The organism is Variovorax sp. P2_H12, assembly GCF_056403395.1.
In genome coordinates this window covers 1-16550 of the sequence record NZ_JBFUFO010000008.1, presented here as the reverse complement: position 1 = coordinate 16550, position 16550 = coordinate 1, and the positions used below count along the sequence as shown (strand labels likewise).

Sequence of the window (16550 nt, the reverse complement as noted above, 5' to 3'; positions counted from 1 at the left end):
GCGCGTTGAACTCTTCCTTCGACGTCGTCGTCATCGGCGCGGGCGCCGCCGGCCTCTTCTGCGCCAGCCTCGCGGGCCAGCGCGGCCTGAAGGTGCTGCTCGTCGACCACACCGAGCGCATCGCCGAGAAGATCCGCATCTCGGGCGGCGGCCGCGCCAACTTCACCAACCGCGATCTCGACGTGCGCGCGCCGCAGCGCCACTTCATCGGCGACAACCCCAACTTCTGCCGCTCGGCGCTGTCGCGCTACACGCCGCAGCAGTTCATCGCGCTGGTGCAGCGCCACGGCATCGCGTTCCACGAGAAGCACAAGGGCCAGCTGTTCTGCGACGGCCCCTCGCAGCAGATCATCAACATGCTGCTGGCCGAATGCGCGGCCGGCGGGGTGGCGCACTGGCAGCCCTGCAGCGTCGGCGAGATCGCCTTTTCCGACGAGGGCGGCTACCGGATCGAGACCAGCCGCGGCCCGGTCCGGGCGCCGCGCGTGGTGGTCGCCACCGGCGGCCTCTCGATCCCGCAGATCGGCGCCAGCGACTTCGGCTACCGGATCGCCGCACAGTTCGGCCTGCGCGTGGTCGCGCCGCGGCCGGCGCTGGTGCCGCTGACCTTCGGCGGCGAGGCCTGGGAGCCGTATGCGGGCCTCGCCGGCCTCGCGCTGCCGGTGCAGATCGAAACCGGCAGCAAGAAGGAACGGATGACGTTCCACGAGGACCTGCTGTTCACGCATCGCGGGCTGTCGGGGCCGGCGGTGCTGCAGATCTCGAGCTACTGGAAGCCCGGGGCGCCGCTGACCATCGATTTCGCGCCCGGCACCGATGTCGCGGCCGCGCTGGGCGATGCCAAGCAGCGCTCCCGCAAGCGGATCGGCAACGAATTGGCGGCGCTCGTGCCCTCCCGGCTGGCGGACGCCTGGGTCGGCCAGGACGCGGGGCTGCAGCGCCCCATCAACGAAGCCGCCGACCGGGCGCTGGCCGCGCTGGCGGAGCGCATCGCGCGCTGGCAGATCACGCCCAGCGGCACCGAGGGCTACAAGAAGGCCGAGGTCACGGCCGGCGGCGTCGACACTCGCGACCTGTCGTCGCAGACCATGGAATCGAAGCAGCCCGGCCTCTATTTCATCGGCGAGGTGGTGGACGTCACGGGCTGGCTCGGCGGTTACAACTTCCAGTGGGCCTGGGCCAGCGCGCACGCCTGCGCCCAGGCACTGGCGCCGGGACCCCAAGCTGACGCTATAATCTCGGGCTAACTTCGGCCACCCCTCAACGGCCCACCCCTTTTTTCAGTTGAGGAACCCCGGCCCGGGGCTTCGATCTCTCCGGGCCAAATCCAACCAACCGATCCATAAATGACCACCATCCGCGTAAAAGAAAACGAGCCGTTCGACGTCGCACTGCGCCGCTTCAAGCGCACCATCGAAAAGCTCGGCCTGCTGACCGACCTGCGTGCCCGCGAGTTCTACGAAAAGCCGACCGCCGAGCGCAAGCGCAAGAAGGCCGCGGCCGTCAAGCGCCACTACAAGCGCGTGCGCAGCATGCAGCTGCCCAAGAAGCTGTACTAAGCACCTGCAGCGTTGGCCCCCGGGCCAACGCCCGGTTCAGCCCGGATCGAGCCGCGCCAGGGAATACCTGCCGCGGCTTTTGTTTTTTCGCTCCATCTACGAAAGCCTGCCATGAGCCTCAAGGACCAGATCACCGAAGACATGAAGACCGCGATGCGCGCCAAGGACTCCGAGCGCCTGGGCACCATCCGCCTGCTGCTCGCGGCCCTCAAGCAGAAGGAAGTCGACGAACGGGTCGAACTCGACGACGCGATGGTCGTTGCGATCGTCGACAAGCTGGTCAAGCAGCGCAAGGACTCGGTCACCGCCTTCACCCAGGGCGGCCGCACCGACCTGGCCGACAAGGAAGCCGCCGAGATCAAGGTGCTCGAGGTCTACCTGCCGCAGCGCATGAGCGCCGAAGAGGTCGCGGTCGAGGTCAAGGCGATCGTCGCCGAGCTCGGCGCCAAGGGCCCGGGCGACATGGGCAAGGTGATGGGCGCGGTCAAGACCCGGCTGGCCGGCAAGGCCGACATGGGCCAGGTCAGCGCCGCCGTGAAGGCAGCGCTCGCGGGCGCCTGAACGTGAAGGCGAGCCCGGTCCTCAAGGCCTGCGCCTGCCTGGTCGACGGCCGGGGCCGGCTGCTGGTGTTCCACCACCCCGAGGACCGGGGCATGCAGCTGCCCAAGGGCACCATCGAGGCCGGGGAAGCGCCCGAGGCCGCGGTGCGGCGCGAACTGCTGGAGGAGTCCGGCATCGACTACCTGGGTGAACTGCTGCCGCTTGGCACCATCGACCGCGACTGCGAGGCCGGTGTCGAAGGCAACAAGCGCCGCCACCCGCAGCTCTGGCATCTGTACCTGATGCGCGCCGAAGCGCCGCTGCCCGAGACTTTCGAACACGTCGCCTCGGGCAGCCCCGAGGAAGACGGCCTGGTGTTCAGCTTCAGCTGGCTAACGCACGACGCGCCGCTGGATCACTTCGCCGCCCCTTACGTCCGGGTCATCGAGAAAGTCCGCGCCGTCCTGGCCCCCTGAACCGCACCCGCGCGTGCTTGGCCGGCGCAGCCAGGCCCGTTGGTGAAACACCGCGGAACCGGCTTCGCCGGGCCGCTGGTGTTGCCCCCGGTAGGGGGTGGGCGCCCGGACACGAAGTGCCGGGCAACCTGGGGGCGAGTCACCAACTCGCTTCGCGCTCCGGCGTGGCGCTGATGTGGTGGATCGACAAATCCGCTCCTTCGTACTCCTCTTCCTGCGACAGACGCAGTCCGAGGGTGGCCTGCAGCACGCCGTAGACCGCGCCGCCCGCCACCAGTGCCCAAGCCACGCCGATCGCGACGCCGATGAGCTGGGCCCACAGGTTCACGCCGCCGATGCCGCCCAGCGCCCGGGTGCCGAAGATGCCCGCCGCGATGCCGCCCCAGGTGCCGCACAACCCGTGGAGCGGCCAGACGCCGAGCACGTCGTCGATCTTCCATTTGTTCTGCGTCAGGGTGAAGAGCTTGACGAAGATCGCGCCGGCCACGCCACCCACCACCAGCGCACCGATCGGGTGCATCAGGTCGGAGCCCGCGCAAACGGCCACCAGGCCCGCCAGCGGGCCGTTGTAGACGAACCCCGGATCGTTCTTGCCGAGCGCCAGCGCCACCAGCGTCCCGCCCACCATGGCCATCAGCGAATTCACCGCCACCAGGCCGGAGATCTTGTCGATCGTCTGCGCGCTCATCACGTTGAAGCCGAACCAGCCCACGCACAAGACCCAGGCGCCGAGGGCCAGGAACGGGATGTTCGACGGTGGATGGGCGCTCAACGAGCCGTCGCCGCGGTAGCGGTTGCGGCGCGCGCCCAGCAGCAGCACCGCCGGCAGGGCGAGCCAGCCGCCCATCGCGTGGACCACGACCGAGCCCGCGAAGTCGTGGAATTCATGGCCCGTCACCCGCACCAGCCAGTCCTGGATGCCAAAGGCCCGGTTCCAGGCGATGCCCTCGTACAGCGGGTAGACGAAGCCCACGATGACCGCCGTGGCGATGAGCTGCGGCCAGAACTTGGCGCGCTCGGCGATACCGCCCGAAATGATCGCCGGGATCGCGGCGGCGAAGGTGAGCAGGAAGAAGAAGCGCACCAGCTCGAAGCCGCTACCGAGCGCCAGCTGCTCGGCGCCGACGAAGAAATGCGTGCCATAGGCGACGCCGAAGCCGACGAGGAAGTAGACGATGGTCGAGACCGAGAAATCGACCAGGATCTTCACCAGCGCGTTGACCTGGTTCTTTTTGCGTACCGTTCCCAGTTCGAGAAAGGCGAAGCCCGCATGCATCGACAACACCATGATGGCGCCCAGAAGAAGAAAAAGCGCGTTCGTGCCCCGAGTCAGTGCATCCATGAAATTTGGCTTGTTGAAGTTGCGTCGATGTGGTGCTCTCAGCCCTGAATCAGGGGCTGGCACGTCCATCGAAAGCAATAATGGTGCCAAATACGCTTCACCGCGGTGCCCCACCGTCCCATACCGTTGCATGACGCACTGAAATGTTGCTCGCCCCCAGGTTGCCCGGCACTTCGTGTCCGGGCGCCCACCCCCTGCCGGGGGCAACACCAGCGGCCCGGCGAAGCCGGTTCCGCGGTGTTTCACCAACCGGCCTGGCTGCGCCGGCCAAAGCCATCGGCGCTGGGGGTTTTTCTACGGCTGCGCGCAGCGCGCCTGTTGGCGGGCAGTCGCGGAACCGGCTTCGCCGGGCCGCTGACTGCGCCCCCGGTAGGGGGTGGGAGGGCTACACGCAGTGAGCCCGACCTGGGGGCGAGCCTATGCCCCCGCGACCTTCATGCGATTGACCAGCACGGAGCCGGTGGTCTTTGCGCCGTAGTTGTAGACATCCGCCCCCACCGCCTCGATCCCCAGCAGCATGTCCTTGAGGTTGCCGGCGATGGTGATCTCCTGCACCGGGAACGCGATCCGCCCCTTCTCGACCCAGAAGCCGCTGGCGCCGCGCGAATAGTCGCCGGTGACGTAATTGACGCCCTGCCCCATCAGCTCGATCACCAGCAGGCCGGTGCCGAGCTTGGCGAGCATGGCGTCGAGGTCGTCGCCCTTCTTCGTCAGGCGCGAAGTCAACGTGAGGTTGTGCGAGCCGCCGGCGTTGCCGGTGGTCTTCATGCCCAGCTTGCGCGCCGAATAGGTGCTGAGGAAATAGCCCTCGAGCCGGCCGGCATCGACCACCCTGCGCTTGCGGGTGACCACGCCTTCGTCGTCGAACGGCGAGCTTCCCTTGCCGCGCAGCACATGCGGGTCCTCGACCACGTCGATGTGCTTGGGCAGCACCTTCTTGCCCAGGGAATCGAGCAGGAAGCTGCTCTTGCGGTAGAGCGCGCCGCCGCTGGTGGCCTGCACCAGGCCACCCAGCAGCCCGGCCGCCAGCGGCGACTCGAACAGCACCGGGCATTCGGTGGTCTTGATCTTGCGCGACTGGAGACGGCTCAGCGCGCGTTCGGCCGCATAGCGCCCGACCGCCGCGGGGCTCGCGAGCTCGTCGGCCGAGCGCATCGAGCTGTACCAGGCGTCGCGCTGCATGTCGTCGCCGCGGCCAGCAATCGGCGCCACCGAGATCGAATGGCGCGAGCTCGCGTAGCCGCCGCGGAAGCCGTGCGTGTGGGCGCTGAAGAAATGGCTCTGCTGGGCCGAGACGCCCGCGCCTTCGCTGTTGGTGATGCGCTTGTCCGTGGAAAGCGCCGCCGCCTCGCATTCGAGCGCCAGCCGGGCCGCCTGCTCGCTGGTGACAGCCCAGGGATGGAACAGGTCGAGGTCGGGCTGCTCCTTGGCGATGTCGGCCTCGTCGGGCAGGCCGCTGACCGGATCCTCGGCCGTGAAGCGCGCGATGTCGTAGGCCGCCTGCACGGTCTGGGCGATCGCGGCTTCGGAGAAGTCGGAGGTGCTGGCGTTGCCGCGGCGATGGCCCACGTAGACCGTGACGCCGAGCGACTTGTCGCGGTTGCGCTCGACGTTCTCGAGCTCGCCCTTGCGCACCGAGACGCTCAGGCCGCAACCCTCGGACGCTTCCGCGCCGGCATCGGTGGCCCCGAGCTTCTTGGCGTGCGCCAGGGCCGAATCGACCAGGTTTTCGAAAAAGGGACGGCTGTAGGCGAAGCCGGAATCGGCGCGCGAGGAAGATGTGGTCATGTGTTGGCTATGATACTTGCGCCCCCTGTTCCCGATGGTGCGGCCAACGATTGCCTCTATGTCCCGCAAACCCAAAAAAGGCTACTTCGTCCGTGGCGAGTTCGTCGCCGAAGGCAGCGAACTCGATCTGGAGCTCAAACGCGAGCTCAAGGGCACCGACGCAGCCAGCAAGACCGACCTCAAACGCGAAAGCGCCGAACTGCAGGCGCTGGGCGAAGCCCTGCTCGGCCTGCGCGCCGGCCTCTTCGACAAGCTCGACCTGGGCGACAAGCTCAGGGACGCGATCGAGGACGCCAAGCGCATCACCAACTTCGAGGGCAAGCGGCGCCAGATGCAGTTCATCGGCAAGCTGATGCGCGGCCTCGACGCCCCGACCCTCGACACGATCCGTTCCGCCCTGGCCGAACAGGATCGCCTGCCGGCCGAGGAAACCGCGGCGCTGCACGAGGCCGAGCGCTGGCGCGACCGGCTGATCGCCGACGACGACGCGCTCGGCGGCTGGATCGAGACCCACCCCGCGACCGATGCCCAGCAGCTGCGCGCGCTGGTGCGCCAGGCCCGCAAGGACATCAAGGCCGGCCCGCCCGGCGAAGCGCCGCGCCAGGGCAAGGCCTATCGCGAGGTGTTCCAGATCGTGCGCGCCCAGCTGCGCGTGCATGGCAGCGCGGACCACGCGGACGAGGCCGCGGCCCAGTCGCGCGAGGAGGACGCATGATGGCGCCGGCGCTGGATCCGGTGCGCATCGGCATCGTCTCGATCAGCGACCGCGCGTCCAGCGGCGTCTACGAGGACAAGGGCCTGCCCGCCCTGCAGGAATGGCTGCAGCGCGCGTTGCGCAATCCGATCACCTTCGAGTCGCGCCTGATCCCCGACGAGCGGGCCGGCATCAGCGCCGCGCTGATCGACCTGGTGGACGCCGGCTGCTCGCTGGTGCTGACCACCGGCGGCACCGGCCCGGCCCCGCGCGACGTCACGCCCGAAGCCACGCTGGCCGTGGCCCACAAGGAAATGCCGGGCTTCGGCGAGCAGATGCGGCAGGTCAGCCTGCGCTTCGTGCCGACCGCGATCCTGTCGCGGCAGGTCGCGGTGATCCGCGACCGCAGCCTGATCATCAACCTGCCGGGTCAGCCCAAGGCGATCGCCGAGACGCTCGAAGGCCTGCGCAATGCCGACGGCTCGCAGGCGGTGGCGGGCATCTTCGCCGCCGTGCCCTACTGCGTCGACCTGATCGGCGGGCCCTACCTGGAAACCGATGACGCGGTCTGCAAGGCCTTCCGGCCCAAGTCGGCGATTCGCCCGGCGTAGGCCTCGCCTGGTCAGTTGAGGACAGAGCAAAACTGCTGCGCAGTTCTTGGTCTGTCCCGCAAGGTCTCAGGAGAGCGTGTAGGCCGTCTTCACCACGGTGAAGAACTCCTGCGCGTACTTGCCCTGCTCGCGCGGGCCGTAGCTCGATCCCTTGCGGCCGCCGAAGGGCACGTGGTAGTCCACGCCCGCGGTCGGCAGGTTCACCATCACCATCCCGGCCTGGCTGTGGCGCTTGAAGTGGGTCGCGTACTTCAGCGAGGTCGTGGCGATGCCGGCCGACAGGCCGAACTCGGTGTCGTTGGCGGTGGCCAGCGCTTCCTCGTAGTTCTTCACCCGGATCACGCTCGCAACCGGGCCGAAGATCTCTTCCTTGTTGATGCGCATCGAGGCTACCGACTCGCTGAACAGTGCGGGCGACATGTAGAAGCCGTCGGTATCGAGCTTGAGGCGCTCGCCGCCGGCCGCCAGCGTGGCGCCCTCGGCCTGGCCGATCTCGACGTAGTTCAGGTCCTGCCGGAGCTGGCTCTCGCTCGACACCGGGCCGATGTCGGTGCCCTGCGCCAGCGCATCGCCGACCTTGATCCTGGCCATCCGGGCTTTCATGGCCTCGATGAACTTCGGATAGATGCCCTCGGTCACGATCAGCCGGCTCGACGCTGTGCAGCGCTGGCCGGTCGAATAGAAGGCGCTCTGCACGCTGAGCTCGACCGCCTGGTTCAGGTCGGCATCGTCCAGCACCACCTGCGGGTTCTTGCCGCCCATCTCGAGCTGCACTTTCTTGTGGTTCGTGGCGCACTGCACCGCGATGTTGCGGCCGACGCCGACCGAGCCGGTGAAGCTGATCGCATGGATGCCCGGATGGTTCACCAGCGCATCGCCGATCACGCTGCCGCGGCCCATCACGAGGTTGAACACACCGGCCGGAATGCCCGAGCGGCTGATGATCTCGGCCAGCGCCCAGGCACAGCCCGGCACCAGGTCGGCGGGCTTCAGGACGACGCAATTGCCGAAGGCCAGCGCCGGTGCGATCTTCCAGGCCGGAATCGCGATAGGGAAGTTCCACGGCGTGATCAGGCCGACCACGCCCACCGGCTCGCGCGTGATCTCGACGCCGATGCCCGGGCGCACCGAGGGGAGCACTTCACCCGAGAGGCGCAGGCACTCGCCGGCGAAGAACTTGAAGATCTGGCCGGCGCGGGTGGCCTCGCCGATGCCTTCGGCCTTCGTCTTGCCCTCCTCACGCGCGAGCAGCGTGCCGAGCTCTTCCTTGCGCGCCAGGATCTCGTTGCCGATCTTCTCCAGCGCCTCGGAGCGCGCCTGGATGCCGCCGGTGGCCCAGGCCGGGAAGGCGGCGGTGGCGGCCGCGACCGCCGCCTCCACCTGGGCGCCGTCGCCCTGCGCATACTGGCCCAACACGTCGCCGAGGTTGCTCGGGTTGACGTTGGCGCTGTAGCTGGCACCGGCGCGCCATTCGCCGTTGATGAGGTTGTCGAAGTTCTGCATGGCCGGGATCCTTGGGAATCGAGGTGGTGAAAAAGGGGCAGCTTACTGCGGCCCGAGCTTCGCGATCAGCGCTTCCAGCGCCTGGTACTCGTCGGGCTTGAGCTCGGTCAGCGGCGTGCGCACCGGACCGGCGTCGTGGCCGACGATCTTCGCGCCGGCCTTCACGATGCTCACCGCGTAGCCCTGGCCCTTGTTGCGGATCTCCAGGTAGGGCATGAAAAAGTCCTTCAGCAGCCGGTGCTGGGTCGCGGTGTCGTCCCTGGCCACCGCGGCGTAGAAATCCATCGCGGTCCGGGGGATGAAGTTGAACACCGCCGACGAGTACACCGGCGTGCCGAGCGCCTTGTAGGCCGCGGCATAGACCTCCGCCGTCGGCAAACCGCCAAGGTAGGCGAAGCGATCGCCCAGGCGCAGGTGGATCGCGCTCATGAGCTCGATGTCGCCGATGCCGTCCTTGAAGCCCACCAGGTTCGGGCAGCGCTCGGCCAGCTTTTCGAGCGTCGCGGGATAGAGCTTGCTCTGGCCGCGGTTGTAGACGATGACGCCGAAGCTGACGCTCTTGCAGACCGCCTCGACATGCGCCGCCAGGCCTTCCTGGCCGGCCTCGGTGAGGTAGTGCGGCAGCAGCAGCACGCCGTGCGCGCCGGCCTTCTCGGCGGCCTGGGCGCACTGGATCGCGAAGCGCGTGGGGCCGCCGGCGCCCGCGATGATCGGCACTTTCCCACGGCAGGTGTCGACCGCGGCCTGGATGATCCCGGGGTACTCGTCGCCGGTCAGCGAGAAGAACTCGCCGGTGCCGCCGGCCGCGAACAGCGCGCTCGCGCCATAGGGCGCCAGCCATTCGAGGCGCTTCTCGTAGCTTTTCCGGTCGAAGTCGCCGTTGCGGTCGAAGTCGGTCAGCGGAAACGACAGCAGGCCGGAGCCCATGATGGATTTGAGTTCTTGGGGATTCATGTGAAGAACGGGGTGGGTGGAAGTAAGGGTTGGAGGGGTCGCAAGACGCCCGGACTAGTCCAGCCTGATCTGGGCGGCGGTCACGACCTTGGCCCAGCGGGCGCGTTCCTTCTCGAAGAACTGGTCCTGCTCGGGCGGGGTCATGGTCACGACCTCGGCCCCCTGGCCGGCCAGGCGCGAGCGGATGTCGGGCGAGCGGATGATCGCGATCAGTTCCTTGTTGAGGCGCTGCACCAGCGCCTCGGGCGTGCCGCGTGGCGCCAGCACGCCCTGCCAGGTGCCGGATTCGAAGCCGGGCACACCCTGCTCAGCGATCGTCGGCACCTCGCCGATCAGCGGCATGCGCGTGCCCTTGGACACGCCCAGCACCTTGAGCTTGCCGCTCTGCACGTGCGGCAGCGTCGCCAGCATGCCGTTCATCAGCACCTGGGTCTGGCCGGCCACGGTGTCCTGCACTGCCTGCACGCCGCCCTTGTAGGGCACGTATTGCCAGCGCGCGCCGCTCGCGCGTTCCAGCGCGACCCCGGCCAGGTGCGGCGCACTGCCGGTGGCGGTGACCGCGAAATTGAGGTCCGACTTCTTCGACAGCGCGACCAGTTCCTTGAGGTTGCTGGCCGGCACCGACGGATGCACCACCAGCAGGTGCGGCGAATAGGCCAGCATGGTCACGCCGCGCAGATCCCTGGCGGGGTCGAAGGACAGCTTGGTATAGACCGACGGACTGATCGCCAGCGCACCGACGTCGCACAGCAGCAGCGTGTAGCCGTCCGGCTGTGCCTTCGACACCAGGTCGGCGCCGAGGTTGCCGTTGGCGCCGGCCCGGTTCTCGACGATCACCGATTGCTTCAGCGCTTCCGACAAGGGCTGGCTGATGGAGCGCGCAATGATGTCGGACGACCCGCCGGGCGGGTACGGAACGACGATGCGGATCGGCTTCGAAGGCCAGGCGTCAGCGGCTTGGGCCGCACCGGCCGCCAGCAGGCTGCCGCCGAGCGCGCCGAGCACGAGATGGCGTCGATTCAAGGTCATGGGTGGTCTCCGGGATATTGAAGAATGAGCATCGCGTGGCAGCGATGTCATCAGTCATCGTACAACTAGTTCGAAAAGTTGTCCAGCCATGGCCCGCTCGCCCCTCAGGCCGCCGACGCCTGGCCGGCCGCCGCTGCCTTGTCGGCGTCGAGCCGGGCCGCCTCCTGGGCGATCCGCAGGCGTTCGCGGCTGTTGGTCAGGTGGATGCGCATGGCGGCGCGCGCCGATTCGGCATCGCGCCGCGCGATCGCCGCGTAGATTTCCTCGTGCTCGCGGTTCACCCGGCTCAGGTACTCGCCGCGCGGATCGTGGTTGCGGATCGCGCTGATGCGCGTGCGCGGAATGATCGTGGTGCCGAGATGGCTCATGATGTCCGCGAAGTAGGGATTGCCGGTGGCCTGCGCGATCTGCAGGTGGAAGCGGAAATCGGGCGCCACGGTATCGCCGGCCACGGCCACGTTGTGCTCGAAATCATCGAGCGCCTGCCGCATGGCGGCGAGTTGTTCCTCGGTGCGGCGGGTCGCGGCCAGGCCTGCCGATTCGGTCTCCAGGCTGATGCGCAGTTCAAGCACTGCCAGCACGTCGACCGAGGTGGCGATGTCCGAGGCCTCGAGCCGGAACATGCCCGCGGCCCGTGGCTGGAGCACGAAGGTGCCGATGCCGTGGTGCGTTTCCACCAGCCCGCCGGCCTGCAGCTTGGAGAGCGCCTCCCGCACCACGGTGCGGCTCACGCCATAGGCCTGCATGATGGCCGACTCGGTCGGCAGCTTGTCGCCCGGACGCAGCTGCTGGCTGCGGATCTTCTCGCCCAGGTCGTCGACCAGGCCATGCGCCAGACCCCGCCCCTTGCGGCGCGGCGTGGCGCCGAGGGCGGCGGCTTCGGAGGTTGCGGTTGACCCCGTTGACAGGTTCGACATCCGATGATGATAATCGTCTCCACGTTGTACGACAACCGATAACTTACGACTTCAGACAGAGACACAATGAGCGCCCCTTCTTCCCCGCACTCCTTCGCGCCGCAAGTCGCACGCCTGCTCCTGACCGGTGCCGCGGGCGGCCTGGGCAAGGTCCTGCGCGAACGCCTGCGCCCGTATGCGACCGTGCTGCGGCTGTCCGACATCGCGGCGGTTGCGCCGGCCGAGGGTCCGCACGAAGAGGTCGTGGCCTGCGACCTGTCCGACAAGCAGGCGGTCGACGCGCTGGTGGCCGGCTGCGACGCCATCGTGCACCTGGGCGGCGTCTCGGTCGAACGGCCCTTCGAGGAAATCCTCGAAGCCAACATCAAGGGCGTGTTCCATATCTATGAGGCCGCCCGCCGGCACGGCGTCAAGCGCGTGGTGTTCGCCAGCTCCAACCACGTGATCGGCTTCTACAAGCAGTCCGAGCACCTGGACGCGCACGTCGCACGCCGGCCCGACGGCTACTACGGCCTGTCGAAATCCTTCGGCGAGGACGTCGCCCAGTTCTACTTCGACCGCTGGGGCATCGAGACCGTGAGCATCCGCATCGGCTCCTCGTTCCCCGAGCCCCTCAACCGCCGGATGATGAGCACCTGGCTCAGCTACCGCGACCTGACCACGCTGATCGAGAAGTCGCTCTTCACGCCCGAGGTCGGGCACACGGTGGTCTACGGCATGTCGGCCAACCGCGACGTCTGGTGGGACAACGCGGCGGCCGCGCACCTGGGCTTCGTGCCGCAGGACAGCTCGGAAGTCTTTCGCGCCAAGGTCGAGGCGCAGCCGCCGGTGGCGCCCGGCGATCCGAATGCGATCTACCAGGGCGGCGCCTTCACCGCCCAGGGCCCCTTCGGAGACTGAGCGCCATGGCGAGCCAGGCCGAACTCGTGGTCGACGCGCGCTGCGGCACGGGCGAGAGCCCGGTGTGGTCCATGGCCGAAGAGGCCTTGTACTGGGTCGACATTCCGGGACGGGCGCTGCACCGCCGGTCCGCGGCCGGCCACACGCAATGGGCCAGCGAGGAAATGCCCGCCTGCATCGCGCCGCGCGCCGACCTGCCCGGCGCCTGGATCGCCGGGATGGAAAGCGGCCTGTTCTCGATCACGCCGCAGGACGACGGAAGGCTCGCCGCCACCCGGCTGGCCGAGGTGGCGCACGCCGCGCCCGGCATGCGCTTCAACGACGGCCGCTGCGACCGCCAGGGCCGCTTCTGGGCCGGCACGATGAAGATGGACATGGCGGCCGGCGCGCGCGTCGGCCGGCTCTACCGGCATGACAAGGACAGCGCCGCGCCTTCGCTGCAACTCGAAGACCTGATCGTTCCCAACGGCCTCGCCTTCAGCCCCGACGGCCGCACGATGTACCTCTCCGACTCGCACCCGAGCGTGCAGACCATCTGGGCCTTCGACTACGACACCGCCACCGGCACGCCCTCGCGGCGGCGCGTCTTCGTCGACATGAATCCCCTGCCCGGCCGACCCGACGGCGCAGCGGTCGATGCCGACGGCTGCTACTGGATCTGCGGCAACGACGCCGGCCTGGTGCACCGCTTCACGCCCGAGGGCCGGCTCGACCGCTCGCTCGCGGTGCCGGTGAAGAAGCCGGCGATGTGCGCCTTCGGCGGGCCGAAGCTCGACACGCTGTTCGTCACCTCGATCCGCCCGGGCGGCGACCTCGCGGACCAGCCGCTGGCCGGCGGCGTGTTCGCGCTGCGGCCCGGCACCCAGGGCATCCCGGAGCCGGCCTTCGGCGCCTGAACCCGATATTCAAAGCAACACGACAACCACCAGCAGAGGAAGACAAATGAAGTTCAACAAGCACGCACTCATCGTCGCCATCGCGGCCTGCATGACCGCGATGGCCGCACAGGCCACCGAGTTCCGGTCGGCCGACATCCACCCCGACGACTACCCCACCGTGACCGCGGTCAAGTTCATGAGCGATCGCCTGAAGCAGCTCTCCGGCGGCAAGGACAGCATCAAGGTGTTCAACAACAGCGCCCTGGGCAGCGAGAAGGACACGATCGAGCAGGCCAAGATCGGCGCGCTCCAGATGGTGCGCGTCAACATCGCGCCGATGAACAACATCTGTGCCGAGACGCAGGTGCCGACCATGCCCTTCCTGTTCCGCTCGGTCGACCACCTGCACAAGGTGCTCGACGGCCCGATCGGCGAGGAGATCCTCAAGTCCTGCGAGAAGCAGGGCTTCATCGGTCTGGCCTACTACGACAGCGGCGCCCGCTCGATGTTCACCGCCAAGAAGCCGGTGCGCAGCTTCGCCGACATGAAGGGGCTCAAGGTACGCGTGCAGCAGTCCGACCTCTGGGTCTCGATGCTCGAGGCGATGGGGGCCAATGCCACGCCGATGCCGATGGGCGAGGTCTACACCGGCCTCAAGACCGGCCTGATCGACGCCGCCGAGAACAACTACCCGACCTACGAAAGCGCACGCGCCTTCGAGGTCGCCAAGTACTACACCAAGACCGAGCACTCGATGGCCCCCGAGATGCTGCTGTTCTCCAAGCGTGCCTGGGACAAGCTCACGCCCGAGCAGCAGGGCTGGCTGCGCCAGGCCGCCAAGGATTCGGTGCCCTACATGCGCCGGCAGTGGGAAGAGCGCGAAGTGAAGTCGCTCGCGACCGTGAAGGCCGGCGGCGCCGAGATCATCGAGGTCGACAAGGCCCCGTTCCAGGCCGCGATGAAGCCGGTCTACGACAAGTTCATCGTCGACGCGAAGCTCAAGGACCTGGTCAAGCGCGTGCAGGAAACCAAGTAGGTCCGGTCGTTCCCACCCTGCCCCTCTCCCGCACGCGAGAGGGGCCAAGGCAAACCATGTACACGAAACTCTGCCGCACGCTGGCTCGCGCCTGCATGTGGCTGGGCATCTTCGGCCTCGTCGCGGTGATCTGCGCTGTGAGCTGGCAGGTGTTCGGCCGCTATGTCCTCAACAACACCCCCACCTGGGCCGAGAGCCTGGCGCTGCTGCTGGTGCTCTACGTGACCATGCTCGGCGTCGCCGTCGGCGTGCGCGACGCGGGCCACATCGGCCTCGAATCCTTCCTCGTGCTGGCGCCCGACTGGCTGCGCCTCAAGATGGAATTCCTGATCCATTTCCTGATCCTGCTGTTCGGCGCCGCGATGGCCTGGAACTGCGCCTCGCTGGCCGAGTCGGTCTGGGACTACCGGCTGCCCACGCTGTGGATCTCCGAGGGATGGAAGTACGTGCCGGCCGCCGTGTCCGGCGTCCTCATCGTGATGTTCTCGATCGAACACATCATCGCGCTCGCCAAAGGCCGCGAAGTCGAACCCGCCTGGGGCTGAGCATGACCATTCCTCTCCTGATCCTGTGCGTGAGCTTCACGCTGTTCCTGCTGCTGGGCGTGCCGGTGGCGTTCTCGATCGGCCTGTCGGCCCTGTCCACGCTGCTCTACGAAGGGCTGCCGCTGGAAGTCGGCTTCCAGCAGATGACCTCGGGCATGGGCATCTTCTCGTTCCTCGCGATCCCGTTTTTCATCTTCGCCGGCGAGCTGATGCTCTACGGCGGCATCGCCGATCGCATCGTCAACCTGGCGCGCGACCTGGTGGGCCACGTGCGCGGCGGCCTGGGCATGTCGAACGTGGTCGCCTGCACCCTGTTCGGCGGCGTCTCGGGCTCGCCCGTGGCCGACGTCTCGGCGATGGGCGCGGTGATGATCCCGATGATGAAGAAGGAGGGCTATCACGCGGACTACGCGGTCAACGTGACGACCCACGCGGCACTGGTCGGCGCCCTGATGCCGACCAGCCACAACCTGATCATCTATTCGCTCGCGGCCGGCGGCAAGGTCTCGATCGCGGCGCTGATCCTGGCGGCGCTGCTGCCGGCCGCGGTGCTCACGCTCAGCAACCTGGCGGCGGCCTACCTGGTGGCGGTGAAGCGCGGCTACCCGGCCGGCAGCTTCCCGGGCTGGCAGATCGTCGGCCGCTCCTTCGCGGCCGCCCTGCCCGGCCTGTTCATCGTCGTGCTGATCCTCGGCGGCATCCTGTCGGGCGTGTTCACCGCGACCGAGTCGGCCGCGGTGGCCGTGCTGTATGCGCTGGCGCTGACGATCTTCGTCTACCGCACGCTCAAGTGGGAGCACTTCATCAAGGCGGCCTCGAAGGCGGTGCGCACCACCGGCGTGATCCTGCTGCTGATCGGCATCTCGAGCACCTTCGGCTACCTCATCAGCCTCTATGGCGTGGCCGAGCTGACGGGGCGGATGCTGTCGGAGGTCACGAGCACGCCGTGGGTGATCTTCCTGCTGATCAACGTCATCCTGTTCGTGCTGGGCACCTTCCTCGACATGGCGGCAACCATCCTGCTGTGCACGCCGATCTTCCTGCCGATCGCCCAGCACTACGGCATGAGCTCGGTGCAGTTCGGCATCGTGATGCTGATCAACTGCGCGCTCGGCCTCAACACGCCGCCGGTGGGCACGACGCAGTTCGTGGGCTGCGCGATCGGCGGCGTCTCGGTGGGCACGGTGATGAAGACCATCTGGCCCTTCTACGGCGCGCTGATCTTCGCGCTCGGCGTCGTCACCTTCGTGCCGGCCTTCTCGACCTGGCTCCCGAGTCTCTTCATGGTCGTCAAGTAAAGGAACACCGCCATGTCCGAAGCCGTCAAGCCGCCGCTCTATATCCGCATGCATGCGAACGACAACGTCGCGATCGTGGCCAACGACGGCGGGCTGGCGGCCGGCACGGTGTTCCCGTCCGGCCTGACGCTGCGCGAGAAGGTGCCGCAGGCCCACAAGGTGGCGCTGGTGGACATCCCCGAAGGTGGTGAGGTCCGTCGCTACGACGTCGCGATCGGCTATGCGCTGAATGACATCGCGGCCGGCAGCTGGGTGCACGAGCGGCTCCTGAAGATGCCCGCCGCGCGCGAGCTCGCAGGCCTGCCGATCGCCACCGTGAAGGCGCCCGCGATGCCGCCGCTCGAGGGCTACACCTTCGAGGGCTACCGCAATCCGGACGGCTCGGTGGGATCGCGCAACATCCTCGCGATCACCCAGACCGTGCAGTGCGTCGCCGGCGTCACCGAGTTCGCGGTGCAGCGCATCAAGGCCGAGCTGCTG

Annotated in this window: 18 protein-coding genes; 12 read left to right on the top strand and 6 right to left on the bottom strand. The window is 68.0% G+C overall.

The genetic code is table 11. The annotated features are described in order from the left end of the window. The first annotated feature begins 5 nt into the window (after window positions 1-5). From AC1DYK_RS06945 to AC1DYK_RS06930, 4 genes are all read left to right on the top strand, one after another. Window positions 6-1247 carry a BaiN/RdsA family NAD(P)/FAD-dependent oxidoreductase gene (locus AC1DYK_RS06945; RefSeq protein WP_478165587.1) on the top strand — a complete coding sequence of 414 codons (1242 nt, stop codon included), beginning with the start codon at window positions 6-8 and terminating at the stop codon, window positions 1245-1247. Between the two features lie 99 nt (window positions 1248-1346). Next, complete coding sequence (gene rpsU, locus AC1DYK_RS06940; RefSeq protein ID WP_007833691.1) at window positions 1347-1559, top strand: 30S ribosomal protein S21; 213 nt, start codon at window positions 1347-1349, stop codon at window positions 1557-1559. Between the two features lie 111 nt (window positions 1560-1670). Beyond that, window positions 1671-2120, top strand: a complete 450-nt coding sequence (locus AC1DYK_RS06935) for a GatB/YqeY domain-containing protein (protein ID WP_478165586.1) — start codon at window positions 1671-1673, stop codon at window positions 2118-2120. 2 nt (window positions 2121-2122) lie between these two features. Continuing rightward, the gene (locus AC1DYK_RS06930) at window positions 2123-2575 is read left to right on the top strand and encodes an NUDIX domain-containing protein (protein WP_478165585.1); all 453 of its coding nucleotides are present in this window, start codon (window positions 2123-2125) and stop codon (window positions 2573-2575) included. A 139-nt stretch (window positions 2576-2714) separates the two neighbouring features. Here the strand turns inward: AC1DYK_RS06930 and AC1DYK_RS06925 are convergent, their stop codons facing one another. Then, the gene (locus AC1DYK_RS06925) at window positions 2715-3917 is read right to left on the bottom strand and encodes an ammonium transporter (protein ID WP_478087937.1); all 1203 of its coding nucleotides are present in this window, start codon (window positions 3915-3917) and stop codon (window positions 2715-2717) included. Between the two features lie 417 nt (window positions 3918-4334). Further along, on the bottom strand, window positions 4335-5705 hold the full coding sequence (gene pmbA / locus AC1DYK_RS06920) for a metalloprotease PmbA (protein WP_478165584.1): 1371 nt from the start codon (window positions 5703-5705) through the stop codon (window positions 4335-4337). A 58-nt stretch (window positions 5706-5763) separates the two neighbouring features. Between pmbA and yjgA the strand changes: the two genes are divergently transcribed. Together yjgA and mog are read left to right on the top strand one after the other, a co-directional pair. Beyond that, window positions 5764-6420, top strand: a complete 657-nt coding sequence (yjgA, locus tag AC1DYK_RS06915; RefSeq protein WP_478165583.1) for a ribosome biogenesis factor YjgA — start codon at window positions 5764-5766, stop codon at window positions 6418-6420. After that, window positions 6417-7010, top strand: a complete 594-nt coding sequence (mog, locus tag AC1DYK_RS06910) for a molybdopterin adenylyltransferase (RefSeq protein WP_478165582.1) — start codon at window positions 6417-6419, stop codon at window positions 7008-7010. The genes yjgA and mog overlap by 4 nt, the downstream gene beginning before the upstream one ends. A gap of 66 nt (window positions 7011-7076) precedes the next feature. Here the strand turns inward: mog and AC1DYK_RS06905 are convergent, their stop codons facing one another. The 4 genes from AC1DYK_RS06905 to AC1DYK_RS06890 form a co-directional block, all read right to left on the bottom strand. Further along, on the bottom strand, window positions 7077-8513 hold the full coding sequence (locus AC1DYK_RS06905) for an aldehyde dehydrogenase family protein (RefSeq protein ID WP_478165581.1): 1437 nt from the start codon (window positions 8511-8513) through the stop codon (window positions 7077-7079). A gap of 42 nt (window positions 8514-8555) precedes the next feature. Continuing rightward, window positions 8556-9467, bottom strand: coding sequence for a 5-dehydro-4-deoxyglucarate dehydratase (gene kdgD, locus AC1DYK_RS06900; RefSeq protein WP_478165580.1), 912 nt, complete (start codon window positions 9465-9467; stop codon window positions 8556-8558). 54 nt (window positions 9468-9521) lie between these two features. Beyond that, the gene (locus AC1DYK_RS06895) at window positions 9522-10496 is read right to left on the bottom strand and encodes a Bug family tripartite tricarboxylate transporter substrate binding protein (RefSeq protein WP_478165579.1); all 975 of its coding nucleotides are present in this window, start codon (window positions 10494-10496) and stop codon (window positions 9522-9524) included. A gap of 104 nt (window positions 10497-10600) precedes the next feature. Beyond that, window positions 10601-11413 carry a FadR/GntR family transcriptional regulator gene (locus AC1DYK_RS06890; RefSeq protein WP_478165578.1) on the bottom strand — a complete coding sequence of 271 codons (813 nt, stop codon included), beginning with the start codon at window positions 11411-11413 and terminating at the stop codon, window positions 10601-10603. Window positions 11414-11479: 66 nt separating this feature from the next. Here AC1DYK_RS06890 and AC1DYK_RS06885 point away from each other — a divergent pair, with 66 nt between their 5' ends. From AC1DYK_RS06885 to AC1DYK_RS06860, 6 genes are all read left to right on the top strand, one after another. After that, window positions 11480-12313, top strand: coding sequence for an NAD-dependent epimerase/dehydratase family protein (locus AC1DYK_RS06885; RefSeq protein WP_478165577.1), 834 nt, complete (start codon window positions 11480-11482; stop codon window positions 12311-12313). Window positions 12314-12318: 5 nt separating this feature from the next. Beyond that, window positions 12319-13209: an SMP-30/gluconolactonase/LRE family protein gene (locus tag AC1DYK_RS06880; RefSeq protein WP_478165576.1), complete on the top strand. Its 891-nt coding sequence runs from the start codon at window positions 12319-12321 to the stop codon at window positions 13207-13209. 46 nt (window positions 13210-13255) lie between these two features. After that, the gene (locus AC1DYK_RS06875) at window positions 13256-14227 is read left to right on the top strand and encodes a TRAP transporter substrate-binding protein (protein ID WP_478165575.1); all 972 of its coding nucleotides are present in this window, start codon (window positions 13256-13258) and stop codon (window positions 14225-14227) included. 56 nt (window positions 14228-14283) lie between these two features. Further along, entirely contained in the window at window positions 14284-14772 is a 489-nt protein-coding gene (locus tag AC1DYK_RS06870) for a TRAP transporter small permease (protein ID WP_442281570.1), read from the top strand. Window positions 14773-14774: 2 nt separating this feature from the next. Continuing rightward, window positions 14775-16070, top strand: a complete 1296-nt coding sequence (locus tag AC1DYK_RS06865; protein ID WP_478165574.1) for a TRAP transporter large permease — start codon at window positions 14775-14777, stop codon at window positions 16068-16070. 12 nt (window positions 16071-16082) lie between these two features. Beyond that, window positions 16083-16550 (top strand): SAF domain-containing protein (locus AC1DYK_RS06860; protein ID WP_478165573.1); only part of this gene is annotated, 468 nt, incomplete at its 3' end.

What these genes read in the sequence shown, in the direction of transcription:
- mog (WP_478165582.1), top strand. Translation starts at nt 6,417, where the DNA reads ATGATGGCGCCGGCGCTGGATCCGGTGCGCATCGGCATCGTCTCGATC.
- rpsU (WP_007833691.1), top strand. Translation starts at nt 1,347, where the DNA reads ATGACCACCATCCGCGTAAAAGAAAACGAGCCGTTCGACGTCGCACTG.
- AC1DYK_RS06890 (WP_478165578.1), bottom strand. Translation starts at nt 11,413, where the DNA reads ATGTCGAACCTGTCAACGGGGTCAACCGCAACCTCCGAAGCCGCCGCC.
- AC1DYK_RS06875 (WP_478165575.1), top strand. Translation starts at nt 13,256, where the DNA reads ATGAAGTTCAACAAGCACGCACTCATCGTCGCCATCGCGGCCTGCATG.
- AC1DYK_RS06895 (WP_478165579.1), bottom strand. Translation starts at nt 10,496, where the DNA reads ATGACCTTGAATCGACGCCATCTCGTGCTCGGCGCGCTCGGCGGCAGC.
- pmbA (WP_478165584.1), bottom strand. Translation starts at nt 5,705, where the DNA reads ATGACCACATCTTCCTCGCGCGCCGATTCCGGCTTCGCCTACAGCCGT.
- kdgD (WP_478165580.1), bottom strand. Translation starts at nt 9,467, where the DNA reads ATGAATCCCCAAGAACTCAAATCCATCATGGGCTCCGGCCTGCTGTCG.
- AC1DYK_RS06925 (WP_478087937.1), bottom strand. Translation starts at nt 3,917, where the DNA reads ATGGATGCACTGACTCGGGGCACGAACGCGCTTTTTCTTCTTCTGGGC.
- AC1DYK_RS06870 (WP_442281570.1), top strand. Translation starts at nt 14,284, where the DNA reads ATGTACACGAAACTCTGCCGCACGCTGGCTCGCGCCTGCATGTGGCTG.
- AC1DYK_RS06935 (WP_478165586.1), top strand. Translation starts at nt 1,671, where the DNA reads ATGAGCCTCAAGGACCAGATCACCGAAGACATGAAGACCGCGATGCGC.
- AC1DYK_RS06905 (WP_478165581.1), bottom strand. Translation starts at nt 8,513, where the DNA reads ATGCAGAACTTCGACAACCTCATCAACGGCGAATGGCGCGCCGGTGCC.
- AC1DYK_RS06865 (WP_478165574.1), top strand. Translation starts at nt 14,775, where the DNA reads ATGACCATTCCTCTCCTGATCCTGTGCGTGAGCTTCACGCTGTTCCTG.
- AC1DYK_RS06885 (WP_478165577.1), top strand. Translation starts at nt 11,480, where the DNA reads ATGAGCGCCCCTTCTTCCCCGCACTCCTTCGCGCCGCAAGTCGCACGC.
- AC1DYK_RS06880 (WP_478165576.1), top strand. Translation starts at nt 12,319, where the DNA reads ATGGCGAGCCAGGCCGAACTCGTGGTCGACGCGCGCTGCGGCACGGGC.
- yjgA (WP_478165583.1), top strand. Translation starts at nt 5,764, where the DNA reads ATGTCCCGCAAACCCAAAAAAGGCTACTTCGTCCGTGGCGAGTTCGTC.